Source organism: Pseudomonas chlororaphis (assembly GCA_001023535.1).
GTDB lineage: Bacteria > Pseudomonadota > Gammaproteobacteria > Pseudomonadales > Pseudomonadaceae > Aquipseudomonas > Aquipseudomonas chlororaphis_E.
In genome coordinates this window covers 4,200,204-4,217,972 of record CP011020.1, presented here as the reverse complement: position 1 = coordinate 4,217,972, position 17,769 = coordinate 4,200,204, and the positions used below count along the sequence as shown (strand labels likewise).

Sequence of the window (17,769 nt, the reverse complement as noted above, 5' to 3'; positions counted from 1 at the left end):
ATCCTAGGCAGCCGGCGCGCGGGCGGTTATCCGTTTTCAGCACAGATGCGTGCGACGCAGGGTTTGCGAGGGCGTTTCGCCGAAAAGGACCCGGTAGTCGCTGGAAAACCGGCTCAAATGCCAGAATCCCCAGCGCGCAGCCACTTCCTGGACACCATGGGCCTGCTCGCCATTGCGCAACTCGCGACGCACGGCATTGAGGCGCAATGCCCGCAAATAGGCCACCGGGTTGATGCCCAGGGTTTCCTGGAAGCAGTACTGCAACTTGCGCCGGCTGGCGCCGATGTGGTTGCACAGGTCCAGGATCGACAACGGCTCGTCGACATGGGTCATGGCGTACTCCCTGGCACGGTCGACCATGCGCTTGCGCGCGGTGGGACTGAGAGGAGGCGCCGCCTGGTCCGGCGCCACCAGCTCCAGCACCTGCAACATCACGGTGTCGCGCAGGCCCCGGCGAATCGACTCGTACCCCAGCAGCGACTCGCGGCCCTGCTCGCCCCCTTCCAGCTCATCGAACAGCGCGGCGAGTTCGGCCGGCAACGTTGAGTCACCGAGGCGGTAACACTTGGGAAGATCGGTAATTCGAAAACGGCTGCCCTGGCGCTCCAGCACATGTTCGAGCGCCCGCTCGTCAACGGCGACACCGAGCAGGTCGAGGTGCTGAGGCGTGCGCAATTCCGGCAGATTGTGACCCCGGGCGACCAGCAGGCTGGGCTCAAGGATCGGGTGTCCGGAGCAAAAGACCGGGCCGTCCGCGCTCAACGGCACGCTGAAGGTAATGGCGCCGTCCCAGGCCATCCCGTGCTTGGTCATGGCCTGATTAGAGCGGTCGCGCACCAATTGCATCCAGTCCGAGCGGAACTCGATCAGCTCGCCTTCGAAGCGTCCGGGCGTCAACTGGTTGTAGCTGACCTGCCAGCCGCCCATGTTGCGGGCATGCTCGTCGATGTCTGCCGTGCGAAACCGATTGATCGGTGGCAACGGCACCGGCTGCGGTCGGTGCGCCATAGTGGGATTGCTCATTGACCTGACCCTTGGTGATTGCAGGACTTACCAGCCGAAGGCCACGCAAATTCTGTTCCGTCCAGGCAAACGATTGTGCAATTGTGCTGAAAACGGATAATCGACCAGGTCCGCATACCCGGCGCCGGGCGGTCACTTGGATCCTCCCGCCATCGACGATCACCCACCGCGAAAACCACCATGAACGAAATGATCCAGGACGTAGGCGTTGCTACCGAATCGATGTCCCGCCCGCGCACGCTGGTCTTCCTGGCCTACCCGCAGATGGGCCTGCTGGACCTGACCGGCGCCCAGACCGTGTTCTGGGCCGCCACCAAGGCCATGGCCGAGCGCGGATTGCCCGGCTATGCAATGCACACCGCAAGCCTGGCGGGCGGGCTGATGCGCACCGCCGAAGGGCTGGTCGTGGACACCTGTGCCCTGGACCGACTGGACGGCGCCGGCATCGACACGCTGATCGTGCCCGGCGCGCCGGACATACGCCAGGCGATGATCGACTGCGTCGACCTGGTGGCGTGGCTGCGGGCTGCCTCGCTCAAGGCCCGGCGCACCGCCTCGGTGTGCAGCGGGACGTTCCTCATGGCCCAGGCCGGTCTGCTGGATGGACGCCGGGCCGCCACCCACTGGGCCATGTGCGACCTGCTCAGGAGCCGATTTCCGTTGGTCGAGGTGGACCTGGATGCGATCTTCGTCCAACAGGACGCCGTGTGGACCTCGGCGGGTGTCAGTGCCGGGATCGACATGGCCCTGGCGCTGGTCGAGGCCGATTGCGGTCGCGACGTGGCCCTTCAGGTGGCCCGGGAACTGGTGGTCTTTCTCAAGCGCCCCGGCGGCCAGGCACAGTTCAGCCAGATGTTGCAATTGCAGATGCAGGACAGCGCCGGATTCGATGAACTGCACGTCTGGATCGCCGAACATCTGGACGACACCCACCTGACCATCGACCGACTGGCCCAACAGGCCGGCATGAGCCCACGCAATTTCGCCCGGGTCTACAAGCGCCAGACCGGCCGCACCCCGGCCAAAGCCGTCGAACTGTTCCGCCTCGAAGCCGCCCGACGGCAACTGGAAGACTCCCCACGCAACATCGACCAGATCGCCCGCTCATGCGGTTTCGGCGACGAGGACCGCATGCGCAACACTTTCCAGCGCCATCTCGCGATTTCCCCACGGGACTATCGCAACCGCTTTTCCCGCTGATCCGCCAGAGCTGGGACGGCCTCAAGCAGGCCGGGTGGGCAGGCTTGGCCGGATTTCAGGGTTTTATGTCCTACCGGATGGAAATGCCGCGCTTCTAAGATACCCAGGCAATGCCCTGGGCTGAGCGGTCGGGCGAGTGGTGGCGTGCAGAATCGTCATCCTCGATTCCGAAACCCATTCCGACCGGATCCCCGCATTGCTGTACATCACCTTGCTGTTGATGCCAGCCAAGCTGTTTTCAATCACGCCTGGTCATCACTGTCACGCTGAAAACCTAAATAACTCGACGTATCGATCCAGTCTTCGGGAGCAACTCATGAAACAGCATATTCTGATTGTCGGCGCAGGCTTCGGCGGGGTCTGGAGCGCCTTGAGCGCGGCACGCCTGCTGGACCTGCACGATCGCAACGACGTGCAGATCACGGTCCTGGCGCCCCAGGCGGAACTGCGCATCCGCCCGCGGTTCTATGAGCCGGACGTGCACACCATGCTGGCCCCGCTGGGTGGCCTGTTCGACGCGGTGGGCGTGCACTTCGTACAAGGGTTTGCCGACAGTGTCGATGACACGCTCAAGCAGGTGAGCTACCACGATGCGTCCGGCGCCCAGGGCACGCTGGCCTATGATCGCCTGGTGCTTGCGGCCGGCAGTCAGCTGATTCGCCCTGACCTGGCCGGGGTGGTCGAGCACGCCTTCGACGTCGACCAGATCGAACAGGCCACTCAACTGGAAGACCACATCAAGGCCCTCGCCAACCTGCCGGACAGCCCTGCCCGCAACACCGTCGTGGTCGCCGGCGGCGGGTTCACCGGGATCGAAACGGCCACCGAACTGCCCGCGCGCCTACGCGCCGTGCTCGGCGAGGACGCGCCCATCCGGGTCATCGTGGTGGACCGCGGCCCGCAGATTGCGGCCTCGATGGGCGACGGTATCCGTCCATCCATCATCGAAGCCTCGGCGCACTTGGGCATCGAGTGGATCCTCAACGCTTCGGTGGAGTCGGTGGACGCCGCCGGCGTGACCCTGTCGAACGGCCAGCGCATCGAATCGCGCACCGTGATCTGGACCGTGGGCTTTCGCGCCAGCCCACTGACCCAGCATATCGCTGGCACCCGGGATCCCCAGGGCCGCCTGCACGTCGACAGCCAGCTGAAAGTACTGGGGCAGGCCCATGTTTTCGCCGCCGGTGACGTGGCCTACGCCGCCACCGACACGCTGGGCAACCACGCGGTGATGTCCTGCCAGCACGCCATCGCCCTGGGCCGTTACGCCGGCCACAACGTCGCGGCCGACCTGCTCGGCGTCGCGCCGATGCCCTACAGCCAGCCCAAGTACGTGACCTGCCTGGACCTCGGCGCCTGGGGCGCGGTGTACACCGAAGGCTGGGATCGCCAGCTCAAGTTGGTCGGTCAGGAAGCCAAGGACCTCAAGACCCAGATCAACAGCGTCTGGATCTACCCGCCGGCCGCTGATCGCGCCGCCGCCCTGGCCGCGGCAGACCCGTCGATTCCAGTGGCGTAATCCGCCCTGCCAACACCGGCCAGCGCTCCTTTGTGCGCTGGCTAGCGGTCCCGGTGCAGGGTCGCTCGTTCGATCAGCGCGTCTACGCCGGCCATCAGGAAACCGCTGGCGGCTTCGTCCTCCAGCCGGCCGTGCTCTATCTTGGTGGCGACGTTGCCAATGACGATCTGCGGGTAGCTCACCATTGCCGCCTGGATGGCCCAGAGGGTTTCGTTGAGTTGCTGATGCGCCCGCACACCCCCGGTAAACGCCGGGGACGCCGTGAAGGTCAGCACCGGGCGCCCGCTCAGCACCGACCGGCCATGGGGACGAGACAACCAGTCCAGGGCATTTTTCAGCACCCCGGACATGCCATGGTTGTATTCCGGCGAGCCGATCAGCACCCCGTCGGCCTGCGCTACGGCAGTGCGCAAGGCGACCACGGACGGTGGCGCATCGGCACCCTCCAGGTCTTCGTTGTAGGGCGGGATGTTCCCCAGCCCGTGAAGCGTCAGCCGGACCGGTCCCGCCAACCGTTCGGCCACCGTGCGCAGGATCGCGGTATGGCTTGAATGCTTGCGCAGGCTGCCGGACAGGCCCAGGAGATTGATCGTCGAGTTCATTCAGAGGCTCGCTGTCTGCGGTGTCGGTTTGAGGAGGAAGTGCGCGAGCGCAGGCACCAGCACCAGGGCGCCGACCATGTTCCACACGAACATGAAACCGAGCAGGATGCCCATGTCGGCCTGGAACTTGATGGGCGACAACACCCAGGTGGTCACGGCGACGCCCAGGGTGATCCCGGTCAACACCACCACTTTGCCGGTGGACAGCAAGGCCAGGTAGTAAGCGTTCGACAGGCTAGCGCCATTGCGCAGATGACCCAGGGTCACGCTGAGGATGTACAACGCGTAGTCCACGCCGATCCCCACCCCCAGGGCAATCACCGGAAGGGTCGCCACCTTGACCCCGATGTTCAGCCCGACCATCAGCGCCTCGCACAACACCGAGGTCAGCATCAGCGGCAGCACCGTACAGACCACCGCTCGCCACGACCTGAAGGTCATGAAGCACAGGGCGATGACCGCTGCGTACACCATGAACAGCATCTGCACGTTCGAACGTTTCACCACGATGTTGGTGGCCGCCTCGATACCAGCATTGCCCGCTGCGTTGAGGAACTGGATCTGATCGGTGTCGTGGGCCGCCGCAAACTGCTCGACGGTCTGCGCCACGCGGGTCAGGGTATCGGCCTTGTGATCGGTGAGGTAGACGTACACGGTCAACAGGTCGCAGTTCTGGTTGAACAGCTCTCGTGGTGCTCGGGTGATGATGGCGTTCAACAGCCCCTGGTTACGGGGAATCTCATACCAGGTCATGCTGCCTTCGTTCATGCCGGCCGCGGCCTGCTTGCTGAGGGCGGCCAGCGATGTGGTGGAGACGACGCCGGGCACCTGCTGCAGTTGCGCTTCCAGGGCATCGACCGCGACCAGCGTCTGGTAATTGGCACAGTAGTATTGCGGCGTCTTGACCATCACCACGTATTTGTCGCTGCTGGCGGAGAAGTTACTGACCATGAAGCGGTTGTCGGTGTTGTAGCGCGACTCTGGACGCAACTCCGGGGCACCGGGGTTCAGGTCGCCGATCTTGACGTGAAGGCTGATGGCGAACCCTACGGCCCCCAGGAGCAGCGCGACGATGATCGCGCCACTGGCCCATCTGCGCTCGGTGAACCGGTCCAGGAACGCCCAGAATGGATGCCGCGCTTGCCCGGCATCGAGCCTGGAAAAGCGCTCGTTGACCGCTTCGCGCTGCGCGGCGACCTTGCTCACGCCGGTGTAGGAAAGCAGGATCGGCAACAGGATCAGGTTGGTGACAATCAGCGCGAGCACGCCCAGGGTCGCGGTGACGGCCAGGTCCTGGATCACCGGTATCTTGATGATCATCAACACCGCGAACCCTACGGCGTCCGCCACCAGCGCCATCAGCCCGGTCAGGAACAGGCGGCGAAAGGTGAAACGTGCCGCCACCCGCTTGTCGGCGCCACGGCCGATGTCCTGCATGATGCCATTCATTTTCTGCGCGCCATGGCTCAAGCCGATGGCAAACACCAGAAATGGCACCAGGATCGAGTACGGGTCCAGGTCGAACCCCAGGGTGGGCAGCAATCCGAGCAGCCAGACCACGGCAATGATCGAACACAGCAACACCAGCACCGTACTGCGGGCACAGCGGGTGTACCAGAACAGCACCAGGGCGCAGATCACCAGGGTGGCCGCGAAGAACACCTGCATCTGCCGCATGCCCTCGATCAGGTCGCCGACGACCTTGGCGAAACCGGTGATATGGATCTGGATGTCCGGGCTCTCATACCGCGCGCGGATCTGTTCCAGCTGGCTGGACAAAGCGTTGTAGTCCAGCGGTTTGCCATCCTCCGGGGCCCTTTCCTGAAGGGGTAGCAGCACGATACTGGACTTGAAGTTGGAGGCCACCAATCGCCCGACTTCGCCCGATCTGTCGACGTTCTGCCGAACCTTTTCCAGGCTGGCGACCGAGCCATCGTAGTCATCCGGGATCACCGGTCCGCCGTCGAAACCCTCTTCGGTCACGCCGATCCAGCGCGTCGCCGGGGTCCACAGGGACTTCATGTAGGAGCGGTCGACGCCTGGCAACAGGAACACTTCGTCATTGATCTTCTTGACCGTTTCCAGGTACGCGGCATCAAAAATGCTGCCCTGCCGGGTCTCGATCGCAATCCGCAAGGTGTTACCACCCTCCCCCAACTGGCCGCGGTTCTTCAGGTAGTTCTGCACGTAGGGGTGATCGGTGGGGATCATTTTCTCGAAGGCGGCGTTGAGTTTCAGGCTCAGCGCCTGGTAACCCAGCACCAGGCTGAGCAGCACGCAGAGCCCCAGGACAATGCCGCGATGGTTGAACAAAAGCCGTTCGACCAGGGTGCCCGAGGCAGGGTCGAAGGGTTGCGCCGTAGCAGCACAGTGGCGTCCGGCAGAGTGGGTGAAGCTGTTCATTGTGGCTGCTCCGGCGATTGCGCGGCGATGGCAGACGCCAGCACGCCACGCGAACTGCTGATGATCAGCTCGCCGTTCGCCGCCTGCGTCATGCCCGTGAAGTAACGAGGTTGCGCGATCGTCAGGACGGTTGCTTGCGTCGCCCCCTCGGCAAAGCGCAGCACACGGCCCGATTCATCCGCCAGCAGCACCGAGCCGTCGTCGAGTCGCAGGCCGCTGGTCAGCGTCACCGGTTCCAGCGTGTCGAGGCGTTGCCAGGTGTCACCGCGATCGCGGGATTCGAACGCCTTGCCACGCAAGCCGAACATCAGCAGCGAGCGCCCCGCTCCAGCCTGGAGACCGAAAATGGTGCCCTCGTAGGGCGACACCAGCGGTTCGAAGCTACGGCCGTCATCGCTCGAACGCAGCAGGATCCCTTGTTCGCCAGCGATGAATACATCGCCCCTGACCCGCTCGATGCTGTAGAGGTGTAACCCCGAGGGGTTGTCGAGGCTGGAGCGGATCGATTGCCAGCTCTGCCCGCCATCATGGGTCACGAATGCCAGGCCATAGGCACCCACCACCCAACCGTTGCGCGCATCGAGAAACAGCAGGTCGAGTAACGGTTTGTCGGGCCCCTCGTCCAGCAGTTGCCGGGCCTGCTCCAGATGCTCGCGGGCCTGTTCGCCGGTTTCACGCCGGGCCTGTTCCACCTCGATGCCCGCCGCCTGGAGGCCATCGAGCTGCTTCTCCCAGGTGAGTCCGCCATCGCGGCTGTGCAGGACCACGCCGGCATGCCCGACTGCCCAGCCGAGGTTGGCGTCGATGAAACGCACCTTGACCAAGGTCATGCTGACCGGCGAGCTGACTTGCTTCCAACTGGCGCCGTTATCCTGCGAGACGATGATGAAGCCTCTCTCGCCAACGGCGACCAGGCGCTGCCCGGCACGGGCCACGCTGAGCATGACCGATTGCGTCGCCATCGTGCTGCTGATGGCCGGTTGCTCCGGTATTTCGGTTGTCTGCGCCGCGGCGGCGTTGCCGCCCAGGGTTGTAGCCATCCACGCACTGGCAATCAATGCCGTCAAGGGACGTGTAGAGAAAATACGCATTCTGGACCTCGTCAAAGCGATTCGTGGCAGCGGCGGCAAGCACCGCTCCCACAGAAACAAAACCCAATCAGAGGCTCAGCGAACCGACCCTGACGCCACCGAGGTGCCGGTGAAAAAGTTCTCGGGCTTGCGCGCAATGACGCTGTAGGTTTCGCCGTTGAGGCCCTGCACGACGCTGTAGGTCTTGGCTTGCAGGTTGTAGATCACCACCGGCTTGACCACCACCGCCGGAATCGCCGGTACTACGAACGGCATGACCTGGGAGACGCGCCACAACTTGCCCTCGGCGTCATAGCCATCGACCAGGGAGACCGTCCAGCTGTCTTCGTCGATGAAGAACCGCCGCTTGGGCACTGCATGGCGCTTGCCCGGGGCGACCGTGGCTTCCAGCTCCCAGACGCGGTGCAATTCCCAACGCAGCTTGTCCGGATTGAGGTGGTTGGCAACGAACACGTCGTCGCGTTTCTCGGCATGGAAGCGGTTGTCGTTGTAGGGGATGTACAGCTCTTTCTTGCCCACCAGCTTCCAGTCGTAGCGATCGGGATGCCCGATGAAGCCGTGCACCTCATCAAAATAGTTGGCGCCCGATGCCACGAAGTCCGGGGTGTCGTAGCCCACGGTGGGCGCACGGCGCACGCGACGTTGCCCCACCAGGTACTGCCAGGCCTGCCGGGGTTCCTCGGCGTTGATGCTGTCATGTGTCACCAGCGATTCGCCGGCCTTGAATGGCGGCTCGCTGGTCAGGAAACGCAACAGCGCATACTGACCCGACCACTTATCCGCGGCGCCGTCCTTGTAGTAGTACGGATACTGCCAGTTCTCCACGCCCCGGCTGGCCAGCGTACGGGTGCCGTCGGCGTTGCCGATGATGTTGGCGTAGCCCATCTGGATGGATTCGGCTTCGACGCGCAAGAGGAAATTCCAGATCACCTCGTTGCCGGTCTTGGGGATCGGAAACGGGATACCGCCATAGCAGCCCTCGACGGACAAGCCATTTTGGGTGGTCTTGCAGCGCGTGGCGTTGGCAAACGTGTTCTGGTAGACGCTGTCCGGTGCCGCCGCGCTGCGGTGGGTCGGGTAGACATCGAGGCGAAAGGTGTCCGGGTACTTGGCCAGAAGTGCCTGGGTGCCCTCGCTCAGCTTGTCGGCGTATTGGCTGGCGTTTTTCGCGGTGATCTGCAACACCGGCTTCTCGCCGGGAAACGGGTCGACGGGAACATCGCCGAACTTGGCCCCGCCGACGTCCTGGGTCAAGCCGCCGGTCCAGGCCGGGATCGTGCCGGCGGCATTGCCGGCTTTTTCCGCGCCCATGGGCGTCAGCGTGGTCTTGAGCTTGGCCGCTTCATCGGCACTGACCGCCGCCGATGCGGTGCCGATGGACAGCGAGAGCGACAGTGTGGACAGCAACAGCCATTTTATTTTTGTCATGTTCAGGGCCCGCCTGTTTGCTTAGAAGGTTCGCTGGATCGAGAACGCCACGAAGTCCCGATCCTTCATGTTTTGCTGGTAGGTGAATGAGTTGGAGGCATTGATCACCGGGCCGGCCTCACCGAAGAAGTTGGTGTAGCTGAGCGAGGCGTACCATTGCTTCTTGTAATCGGCCTTGAGGCCCAGGGTCAGGTCGCCGCCGTGTTCCGGGCCGAACGCCTGGGGGGTCACGGAAGAGCGTCCGGAGGGGTTGTAGCCGACGGTGATCGGCATCTGCACATCAATGCCTGGGAAGACCTGGAAGTACTGCGGCTCAAAGGTGAAACGCAGGGCGAATGCATCGCGGGTGGTGTTGGGGTCCAGTTGATCGGCGTTCTTGGTCACGCTCAGGCGCCGGTTGAAGGCCAACTCGCCGACCAGCGAGGCGCCGTCCCACAGGGCCGAGCCACCATAGACGTTGATCATCGACACCTGGGCATGCCACGAGCGGCCAATGGGATAGGCAGCGTGCGCGTCGTTGTCCGCGTCCATCCCGGTGATGATCGTCCCGCCGACCCCGGCCAACGGCGTATCGAGCCGGATCGAGGTTTCGCCAGCGATATTGCTCTCGCCCACCTGGGTGCTGAAACTGGCGCCGAAGACCTTGATGTCCTCGGGGTAGACGTTGATGAACGAATCATCCGCGCCAGGCACCAACGCCGCCGGGCGGAAGTAGAACACCGGGGTTTTTTCGTGGTACTTCGCGGCGTAGAGGCCGAACTCCCAGTCGTCGAGGGCGAACTTCAGCTGGGCACCGAACTGCCCGGAATCCCTCGCCTCCTTGTCCTTGCCGTGACGCAGTACACCGGTGGGAAAGAACACTTGCTCCCCGCCTTCCCCGACAAAGTCTGCACCGCTGAAGTAACTGCCTGCCGCGGGCAGGCGGGTCTTGTTCCATTCGAACTGGTAATAGGCGCCCACGCTCACCGTGTCATTGAGCTGCCAGTTGCCCGCCACCTGCTTGGTGGGCATGAGGATTTCCTTGAATTGCGAGCCCGGCACCGATTGCAGCTTGACCAGGTCGACGGTGGATTGGGCATTGGCGATGCCGTTGGCGCCGAAGAACAGGCTCTCACCGTAGATCTGCGTGAACTGCCCGAGCCGACCGGACAGCGTGGTCGTGCCGACGTCGCGGGAGCCGTAGACGAAGGCGTCGAGGATTTCGGTGCGCTGGCCGTGAATCCGCCGGGTGTCGCTGGTGAATTCATCGTGGTCGACACTCACGGAGTTGGCGGTGCCCGGTGAATCGTTGTCGTTGTGCTGGCTGTAGACGCTGTCGTACCACGACGCCGCGCTGACCCGGGCACCCACGTCTTTGTACTTGATGTCGAACTCGGACAGGATGTCCAGCCGATTGGAGATGAGCCCACGGTCGAAATTGCGGTCGCCGTCATCCAGGTTGGGGTTGCTGTTGGACGTGCCAGGACCTGCGGCCACCTTGTGATCGAGTTTGTTCACGCGCCAAGCATTGCTGTACTTGATGGTGTTGTCCCAGGTTGCCGAAAGATCCGGGTTGCCGGTGTCGATCTGGAACGCTTGCACCTGCGTTGACAGGCTCAGCATCAGCGTCGCGCCGACGGCGCAGGCAAGATCGGAGACCGGCAACGGGCAGAGCCGCTGGTTGGCTGTTTTCATGAGATGTTCCTGTTTTTTTGTTTTTGTAAAAGGTCATCCACTCACGGCATTGGCCGCGAACACGCGAGCGCCGTACCGCTTGCATCAATATGCGTAAAGCATATTTTTCTACACTTAAAATCACTTTGTGCACAAAAACTAATCCTGCCAAAATCCAAAGTCAAGCGGATTCGGCGCAGGTGTTTGCACATCCGAGGAAGACCGGGAAGGAAAGCCGCCTGCGCAGTCCATAGCGTTGGCTGACTTGAGAGAGGGGGCATTCAGTAACAGGCGGCGCACACGCGCCCTTTGCACTAAACCAGTTTTTGCGCATAAAATCCGTTTGGTGCAAAATTTCAGGATGACTCGACCATGATCCCCTCCCCTGGCACGCCGCTGATTGATGTCGCGTTGACCAAAATGAAGAAAGCGATCGTTTGCTGTGAGCTGGCTCCCGGCGAAAAGCTCAAGGTTGCGGAGCTTTCCAAGACCTATGGGTTGAGCAGTTCGCCGATTCGCGAAGCGCTCAATCGACTGACCCAGGACGGCGTGGTCGAAGCCAGCGATAACAAAGGCTTCAGGGTCGCGCCGATTTCAGCCAACGACTTTCGCGACATCACCCGCATGCGCTGCCTGCTGGAGTGCGAGGCACTGGGCGACGCCATCCAGTACGGTGACGACGCATGGGAAGCCGATGTACTGGGGGCTTTCCACCGCCTGAACCTGATCGAGAAAAAACTCGGCAGCGGTGTGCTGGTGCTCGATGACGAATGGTCGGCCCGGCACAAGGCCTTTCACTTCGCGCTGTTCGCGGCCTGCCCATCCCCCCTGCTGCTGAAGATGATCGACTCGTTGTTTGATCGCGCCGAGCGTTACCGGCGTTTTTCCGCCCAGCAGCGCACCACCCAGCGGCACAAGGGCAACGAACACCAGACGTTGATGGAAGCCGCCCTGGGCCGCGACCGCGAGAAAGCGCTGACGCTGCTGCGCAACCATATCGAGGAAACCCTGGGGCGCATCATCGAGGCGATCGAGCGCCGGCAAGCCACGCTGCAATAACCCCCCGGCGCCACAGGAAAAGGCCCTTCGCCGCGCACTGCTTTCGTGGACAGTGTGCAACGAAGGGCCTTTTGTCTTACTGGCTCAGGGCCTGGGCGAACCGGCTCGTCTCATCGCTGCCGTTGTGCTTGGAGGGCTGCTCCGGCTGTCGCCCCCAAAGCGCCAGTTCCATTCCCTCTAGCAGTTCCATCGCCCACGCCACAGTCACCGCGCCGCCATACACGTAGTGATCCGGGCGCACGATCACCACGTTGCAACCGCGCCGCTCCAGCCATTGGGCCAACAGCCCATCGACTTCCTCGTAGTCATCGGGCGTCCGCGTCCCGGCTTGTCCAGGATCGACCAGACGCACCACCTGCATTGGCAAGCCCTTGAGCGCCTGGCTGCTGCGCAGGCAACGAAGCAAGGCACTGGCGTCGAACCCCGGAGCAATCACCACGCGAAACGACTGGCCGGTAAACTCATCGAGCAAGGCGCGCTTGCCCGCGTGGTTGATAACCATCGGCTGCGGAAACAGCTCGCCGGCCGGCGCGACATGAGCGATGAAGCCTGCGGTCAAACCCGGGATCAGCGACTGGCGGATGATGCCGCCGGGGTTGTCCTGCATCTGCTGGATCAACCGCGCATCGCGGATCGCCGCCCGCTCCTTGTCTCGCTCGCATATCACCCCGCCAAATTCCTTGGCTGCCAGGGTGGTCTGGCGGACATGAGGGATGCGTTCGACCTGGTAAGTGTCGAGAAACGCCGGGGCCGCCTGCCCGCGCTTGACCAGTGCCAGTTTCCAGACCAGGTTCAACGCATCGCGAATCCCCTGGCACATGCCTTGTGCCAGGAATGGCGGGGTCATGTGTGCCGCATCGCCGAGGAAGAACACTCGATCGGCTCGCCATTGTTCCAGGATCAAGGCATGGAAGCGGTACGCCGAGGCGCGCCAGAGCTGGTAGTCCTCCTCGGGCAGCCAACGCGCGATCAGTTTCCTGATCGTGTCCGGCTGGGAGATTTCCGACGGTTGTTCGTCCGGATTGATCATGAATTCCCAGCGACGATGACGCCCGGGGCCAACGACGAAGGTGCACGGGCGGGCCAGTTCACAGAACTGCACATTGGTCTGGGGCAGGTGTTCGCCCGCCCCTTCATTAAGGATGACGTCGACCACCAGCCATGGCTCGTCGAAGGCCAGGTCCTCCATTTTCAGACCCAGGCGGCTACGGATCGGGCTGGTGCCGCCGTCACACGCCAGCACATGGGCCGCCGTCACCGTTCGCTCGACGCCCTCCTGGTTGCGGATACGCACCTGAGCCTGCGACGGCGTCGAGTCCGCCGACAGCACTTCGGAGCCGAGCTCGACGGTGACCGATTCGAAACAGGCGATCCTGGACCGAAGCGCACGCTCCACCGGCGGCTGCGAGAACACATAGTTGGGGGCCCAACCCAGCGGGAACGGCGGCTGGGCGGCGTCGATGCGCTTGATCAGCTGTGAACCGGTGGTGCGGTATTCCGAGGGACGATAAGGCATGACGTGCTCGGTAATGGCATCCGCCAGGCCGATGTTGCCCAGGACCCGCATCACCTCCTGGTCGAACCCCATGGCCCGCGGATTGGCGTACACCGTCTCGGACTTGTCCACCACCAGGGCGTCGAGCCCCCACATGCCGGCCAGGTTTGCGCACAACGCGCCCACCGGCCCCATCCCAACAATGATGACATCGTAGTCCATCGTCTACTCCGCTTCTTATTCTTGTCGATTGCTGGTCGATCAACGCAGGCGCCCATCGACCAGCCTACATCCCTACATACGAAACAGGCGCCGGGCCTGCCCGCGCAACGATCAGGCGATACGAACCCGCTGCTCGTCGATCCTGGCCCGCATCGACTCCATCCATTGCCCACGGGTCTGGAAACCCGGGCGGCGACGACACATGGCCTCGGTCTGGGCCAGGATCACCTCGGTGGGCAGCTCCAGGTCGAGCGGTTCCTTGCAGGGTTGCGCGGTATAGAAAGGCGTGTCCACGTACATCTCGATCGGGTTGCCTTCCGGGTCCTTGAAGTAGATGGACCAGGCGTTGCCGTGATCGACCTGGGCAATCCCTTCGATGCCACTCTTGCGGGCAAATCGGTAATAGGTTTGCAGGTCTTGCAGCGAGTTGAGCAGGAACGACAATTGATTGATCGGGTTGAACGGCAGATCCACCGGTTTGCCGTCGAACAGGACGACCTGGTGGTGCAATTCCGGGTTCTGGGTCATGAAGAACAGGCGGTGCCCGGTAGACGCCACGCCTCTGTCGCTGACGATGAACCCGAGGATGCGGCAGTAGAAATCGACCATGCGATCGAGGTCTTCGCAGAACACGCCGGAGTGGGTGAAGTTGATAGTGGGCAATGCGGACATCGGGAACCTCCAATTTTTATGATTGTGCAGAGGGCAACGCTCAGGCTTCGTCGATGACGCCGTTCGACAACGTCCCGATCTCGCTGATGACAACTTCAAACACATCGCCGGGCTTGAGGAAGATCGGTGGTTTTCGCTTGAAACCGATCCCGCTCGGCGTACCGGTTGCCAGAATGTCCCCCGGGTTCCACGGCAGCGCTTTCGATACATAGGCAATCAGGTGCGGAATGTCGAAGGCCAGCTCCGAGAGGCTGCCTTCCTGCAACTGCTCACCGTTGAGAACACCGCGCACCACCAGCTTACGGTAATCGCTAATGTCCGCCGCTGGAATGAGCCACGGGCCCAGTGCACCGGTTTTTCGAAAGGTCTTGCCCATGCCGTACTGGTGCGTGTGGAACTGCCAGTCGCGGACACTGGCATCGTTGAAGCAGGTGTAGCCCGCCACATGATCCATCGCATCGGCCGGGTCGATATGCGCACCGCCCTTGCCGATGACCACGGCCAATTCGGCCTCGAAGTCGAATTGCTCGGACACCTTGGGCCGCACCAGGGCTTCTCCGTGGGGAAGCAGCGTCTCGGCGAAGCGCTGGAAGATCACCGGGAATTCACCCACCTTGCGCCCGGCTTCTTCAGCGTGGGCGACATAGTTGATGCCCACGCAAATGACCTTGCCGGGGTTGGGGATCACCGCGTCCAGTTGCACGCTGGCAAACGGGTAATCGGTCGGCTCGGTCGCCACCACGTGGCGGGCCTGCGGCAGGAGGGACGGCTCGGCCAGGAAAGCCGCGAGATCCGGCACCTGCTCGAAGCGGCGGTTCAACTCCACTACACCCTCGCCGACGACAGCGCCGAATCGGGCCTCTCCTTCTTTGCGGTACGAAATAAGCTTCATGTTGCTTTTCCTATTTTTGTGCACAAAAACAATGTTCTTGCACCATACATCATTAAATGCATAATGCGAAAGGCCGGTTCAAAAAAATAACGAGCCATTGAGGCTCTCGGTTTCTGGAGGTCAGGCATGTCGCTGGTGATGGTTCGCAAGGTCAAGCTGGACATGGAAGAAGTCTTCCACGAGGGTGGCCCCCGTTCGTCGCAACCACTGAGGATCGCCGTGGCGACCGCGGTGGTCGCCAACCCGTACGCCGGTCGGTATGTAGAGGACCTGCTGCCGTTCATGCAGGCATTGAGAGGCCTGGGAGCCGAATTGTCCGAGCGGTTGATCCAGGCCCTGGGCGGTGCCGGCAACGTCCAGGCGTACGGCAAGGGGGCGATCGTCGGCGAAGACGGGGAGCTGGAGCACGGTGCCGTCTGGCATGAAGCCGGTGGCTGGGCGATGCGCGAAGCACTGGGCAACCCCAAGGCCATCGTGCCGGCGGGCAAGACCATCGGTGGCCCGGGCTGCCGGGTGATGATCCCGTTGGGACATACCCAGGCGGCCTATGTACGCAGTCACTTCGGCGTGGCCGAGATGACGGTGTGGGACGGCCCCCGGCGCGGGGAAATCGCCTTCGGCCTGGCCATGGCCAGCGGCGGTCGTATCCATGCCCGCCTGGGTGGCCTGGCGGCGGCGGACGTAAAGGGCGAGGACGGTTTGCGTTAGCGACCCGGTTTCAAGTCGGTTTCAAGGTCGCGTTCCACGACAAAAACAACAAGTGCTGGAGAACATCATGACGACACAAACTATGCGCGCCGCACGCCTGTATGAAGGCGGTAAACCCATGGTCATCGAGCACCTGCCGGTACCGCAGATCCGTCCGACCGAGGTGTTGGTCAAGGTCAAGGCCTGCGGGATCGTGCCGAACCTGCATAACATCCTGACCAACTGGGTCAAATGGTTCCCCCAGAACCCATTGCCGAAACTGCCGGCCACGTTTGGCCTCGATCCGGCCGGCGTCATCGAGGCCGTCGGTCCCCAGGTCTATGACTTCAAGGTCGGCGACCGGGTCTACGTCAATCCGGGTCGCCACTGCGGCTCCTGCCGTGCCTGCCGCGCCGGCAATACCATCGCCTGTACCGCCTACACCTTCAACGGTTACTTCGGTTTCACCCCGAAAAGCCCGCGCATGTTCGAAGACTACCCTTACGGCGGCCTGTGCGAGTACCTCCCGGCCCCGCAATACAGCTTGGTCAAGCTGCCTGCCAACCTGAGCTTCGAGACCGCCGCGCGGCTGGGGTACCTGGGCACCGCCTACAAAGCCATGCTCAAGGCCAATGTCGGTCCTGGTACAACCCTGTTGATCAACGGCATCAGCGGCACACTGGGGCTGGGCGCCGTCGCCCTGGCCCTGGCCATGGGCGTTCGCAAGATCCTCGGCACCGCCCGCAACCAGGAGCTCTTCCAGCGCGTGAAGGATCTGGCGGCGCCGGGCCGGATCGAAATCCATACCCTGGGAACCCAGCCGATCCAGGAATGGGTCCGGCAAATCACCCAGGGCGAAGGCGTCGACGTGGTCATCGATGCCCTGGGCCCCGGCGCCCCCCATGAAACCCTGACCCAAGCCCTCAAATCCATCCATCGCGGCGGGCATCTGGTTAACATCGGGGCGATTGCCGGTGATGTCCCCATCGATCTCCACTGGATCATGGACAACGATATCCAGATCAGCGGCTCGGCCTGGTTCACCACCGGGCAAGGGCAAGCCATGGCCGACATGGTGGAGTCCGGTGTGCTGGACCTCTCGTTCTTCGAGAACACCGCGTTCAGCCTGGAGGACGTCAACGGCGCGATCAGCGGCATCGAGAACCGCCACGGCGGCTTCAGCAACTACGTCATCTGCCCCTGAGGCCAACGGTCTGCACCCGACCACGGCGGGCACGCGGGTGCCCGCCCACCTTGTTCAGGAAGTGCCATGAAGATCCGAAGAGTTGTCACGGGCCTGGATGCTGCGGGCCAATCGGTGTTTATCAGTGATGCCCCGGTGCCGCGTGCGTGTTCGTTTCAGTCCGTACCTGGCCATGCCATGGCCCATGTGTGGTCCACCGGCACCACGCCCACCGCATCGGACGCCCACCGGGACCCCACGGCGGCCCATCCATCCCTGGTGCCTGGGCCTGGCGAAACCAGCCTGGCCATCTATGACTTTCCCCCGGATTCGGTGATGCACAATCCCACCGACGTCGGGCTGATGGTCGCAGAACTGGGCGGTGCACTGCCCGGCCTGTTCGAACGCTTCGAGCCTGAACAGCCGGGCATGCACACGACGCCCACCATCGACTACGGCATCCTGCTGGAGGGTGAACTCTGGCTGGAACTGGACAATGGCGAACAGAAGCGCATCCAGCCCGGCGATGTGGTTATCCAGCACGGCAACCGGCATGCCTGGCGCAACAAAAGCGACCGCATCGCACGGGCGCTGTTCGTCATGATCGGCGCACATCACCGCTAGCCGGTGCACGTCACCT

The 17,769-nt window shown here is 63.0% G+C and carries 15 protein-coding genes; 6 read left to right on the top strand and 9 right to left on the bottom strand.

Features of this window, described 5'->3' with window-relative positions; genetic code table 11:
* Nucleotides 1-36 precede the first annotated feature (36 nt).
* Nucleotides 37-1,023, bottom strand: a complete 987-nt coding sequence (locus VM99_18475) for an AraC family transcriptional regulator (GenBank protein AKJ99963.1) — start codon at nucleotides 1,021-1,023, stop codon at nucleotides 37-39.
* 180 nt (nucleotides 1,024-1,203) lie between these two features.
* On the opposite strand from VM99_18475, the gene VM99_18470 reads away from it, so the two are divergent.
* Nucleotides 1,204-2,223, top strand: a complete 1,020-nt coding sequence (locus VM99_18470) for a transcriptional regulator (protein ID AKJ99962.1) — start codon at nucleotides 1,204-1,206, stop codon at nucleotides 2,221-2,223.
* 316 nt (nucleotides 2,224-2,539) lie between these two features.
* Complete coding sequence (locus VM99_18465) at nucleotides 2,540-3,742, top strand: pyridine nucleotide-disulfide oxidoreductase (GenBank protein ID AKJ99961.1); 1,203 nt, start codon at nucleotides 2,540-2,542, stop codon at nucleotides 3,740-3,742.
* Nucleotides 3,743-3,783: 41 nt separating this feature from the next.
* Here the strand turns inward: VM99_18465 and VM99_18460 are convergent, their stop codons facing one another.
* From VM99_18460 to VM99_18440, 5 genes are all read right to left on the bottom strand, one after another.
* Complete coding sequence (locus tag VM99_18460; GenBank protein ID AKJ99960.1) at nucleotides 3,784-4,344, bottom strand: NADPH:quinone oxidoreductase; 561 nt, start codon at nucleotides 4,342-4,344, stop codon at nucleotides 3,784-3,786.
* Nucleotides 4,345-6,747: an RND transporter gene (locus tag VM99_18455; protein ID AKJ99959.1), complete on the bottom strand. Its 2,403-nt coding sequence runs from the start codon at nucleotides 6,745-6,747 to the stop codon at nucleotides 4,345-4,347.
* The gene (locus tag VM99_18450; GenBank protein AKJ99958.1) at nucleotides 6,744-7,838 is read right to left on the bottom strand and encodes a glycosyl hydrolase; all 1,095 of its coding nucleotides are present in this window, start codon (nucleotides 7,836-7,838) and stop codon (nucleotides 6,744-6,746) included. The genes VM99_18455 and VM99_18450 overlap by 4 nt, the downstream gene beginning before the upstream one ends.
* A 75-nt stretch (nucleotides 7,839-7,913) precedes the next feature.
* Entirely contained in the window at nucleotides 7,914-9,266 is a 1,353-nt protein-coding gene (locus VM99_18445; protein AKJ99957.1) for a hypothetical protein, read from the bottom strand.
* Nucleotides 9,267-9,287: 21 nt separating this feature from the next.
* Nucleotides 9,288-10,940: a hypothetical protein gene (locus VM99_18440; protein AKJ99956.1), complete on the bottom strand. Its 1,653-nt coding sequence runs from the start codon at nucleotides 10,938-10,940 to the stop codon at nucleotides 9,288-9,290.
* A 351-nt stretch (nucleotides 10,941-11,291) separates the two neighbouring features.
* Here VM99_18440 and VM99_18435 point away from each other — a divergent pair, with 351 nt between their 5' ends.
* A complete protein-coding gene (locus VM99_18435; GenBank protein ID AKJ99955.1) occupies nucleotides 11,292-11,978 on the top strand; it encodes a GntR family transcriptional regulator in 687 nt (228 codons plus the stop codon).
* 76 nt (nucleotides 11,979-12,054) lie between these two features.
* Here the strand turns inward: VM99_18435 and VM99_18430 are convergent, their stop codons facing one another.
* The 3 genes from VM99_18430 to VM99_18420 all read right to left on the bottom strand — a co-directional run bounded on the left by VM99_18430 (nucleotide 12,055) and on the right by VM99_18420 (nucleotide 15,259).
* The gene (locus VM99_18430) at nucleotides 12,055-13,695 is read right to left on the bottom strand and encodes a 2-polyprenyl-6-methoxyphenol hydroxylase (protein ID AKJ99954.1); all 1,641 of its coding nucleotides are present in this window, start codon (nucleotides 13,693-13,695) and stop codon (nucleotides 12,055-12,057) included.
* Nucleotides 13,696-13,806: 111 nt separating this feature from the next.
* Nucleotides 13,807-14,367 carry a ring-cleavage extradiol dioxygenase gene (locus tag VM99_18425; GenBank protein AKJ99953.1) on the bottom strand — a complete coding sequence of 187 codons (561 nt, stop codon included), beginning with the start codon at nucleotides 14,365-14,367 and terminating at the stop codon, nucleotides 13,807-13,809.
* A gap of 40 nt (nucleotides 14,368-14,407) precedes the next feature.
* Nucleotides 14,408-15,259 (bottom strand): 5-oxopent-3-ene-1,2,5-tricarboxylate decarboxylase, encoded by an 852-nt coding sequence (locus tag VM99_18420; GenBank protein ID AKJ99952.1) that lies wholly within the window; start codon nucleotides 15,257-15,259, stop codon nucleotides 14,408-14,410.
* Between the two features lie 126 nt (nucleotides 15,260-15,385).
* On the opposite strand from VM99_18420, the gene VM99_18415 reads away from it, so the two are divergent.
* The 3 genes from VM99_18415 to VM99_18405 all read left to right on the top strand — a co-directional run bounded on the left by VM99_18415 (nucleotide 15,386) and on the right by VM99_18405 (nucleotide 17,753).
* Nucleotides 15,386-15,967: a hypothetical protein gene (locus VM99_18415; protein AKJ99951.1), complete on the top strand. Its 582-nt coding sequence runs from the start codon at nucleotides 15,386-15,388 to the stop codon at nucleotides 15,965-15,967.
* Between the two features lie 67 nt (nucleotides 15,968-16,034).
* On the top strand, nucleotides 16,035-17,150 hold the full coding sequence (locus VM99_18410) for an alcohol dehydrogenase (protein AKJ99950.1): 1,116 nt from the start codon (nucleotides 16,035-16,037) through the stop codon (nucleotides 17,148-17,150).
* Nucleotides 17,151-17,216: 66 nt separating this feature from the next.
* Nucleotides 17,217-17,753, top strand: a complete 537-nt coding sequence (locus tag VM99_18405; GenBank protein ID AKJ99949.1) for a cupin — start codon at nucleotides 17,217-17,219, stop codon at nucleotides 17,751-17,753.
* Nucleotides 17,754-17,769 lie beyond the last annotated feature (16 nt).

Excerpts from the sequence above, each read along its gene's own strand:
- VM99_18470 (AKJ99962.1), top strand. The coding sequence starts at position 1,204 with ATGAACGAAATGATCCAGGACGTAGGCGTTGCTACCGAATCGATGTCC.
- VM99_18475 (AKJ99963.1), bottom strand. The coding sequence starts at position 1,023 with ATGAGCAATCCCACTATGGCGCACCGACCGCAGCCGGTGCCGTTGCCA.
- VM99_18445 (AKJ99957.1), bottom strand. The coding sequence starts at position 9,266 with ATGACAAAAATAAAATGGCTGTTGCTGTCCACACTGTCGCTCTCGCTG.
- VM99_18465 (AKJ99961.1), top strand. The coding sequence starts at position 2,540 with ATGAAACAGCATATTCTGATTGTCGGCGCAGGCTTCGGCGGGGTCTGG.
- VM99_18430 (AKJ99954.1), bottom strand. The coding sequence starts at position 13,695 with ATGGACTACGATGTCATCATTGTTGGGATGGGGCCGGTGGGCGCGTTG.
- VM99_18435 (AKJ99955.1), top strand. The coding sequence starts at position 11,292 with ATGATCCCCTCCCCTGGCACGCCGCTGATTGATGTCGCGTTGACCAAA.
- VM99_18440 (AKJ99956.1), bottom strand. The coding sequence starts at position 10,940 with ATGAAAACAGCCAACCAGCGGCTCTGCCCGTTGCCGGTCTCCGATCTT.
- VM99_18420 (AKJ99952.1), bottom strand. The coding sequence starts at position 15,259 with ATGAAGCTTATTTCGTACCGCAAAGAAGGAGAGGCCCGATTCGGCGCT.
- VM99_18450 (AKJ99958.1), bottom strand. The coding sequence starts at position 7,838 with ATGCGTATTTTCTCTACACGTCCCTTGACGGCATTGATTGCCAGTGCG.
- VM99_18455 (AKJ99959.1), bottom strand. The coding sequence starts at position 6,747 with ATGAACAGCTTCACCCACTCTGCCGGACGCCACTGTGCTGCTACGGCG.
- VM99_18415 (AKJ99951.1), top strand. The coding sequence starts at position 15,386 with ATGTCGCTGGTGATGGTTCGCAAGGTCAAGCTGGACATGGAAGAAGTC.
- VM99_18425 (AKJ99953.1), bottom strand. The coding sequence starts at position 14,367 with ATGTCCGCATTGCCCACTATCAACTTCACCCACTCCGGCGTGTTCTGC.
- VM99_18460 (AKJ99960.1), bottom strand. The coding sequence starts at position 4,344 with ATGAACTCGACGATCAATCTCCTGGGCCTGTCCGGCAGCCTGCGCAAG.
- VM99_18405 (AKJ99949.1), top strand. The coding sequence starts at position 17,217 with ATGAAGATCCGAAGAGTTGTCACGGGCCTGGATGCTGCGGGCCAATCG.
- VM99_18410 (AKJ99950.1), top strand. The coding sequence starts at position 16,035 with ATGACGACACAAACTATGCGCGCCGCACGCCTGTATGAAGGCGGTAAA.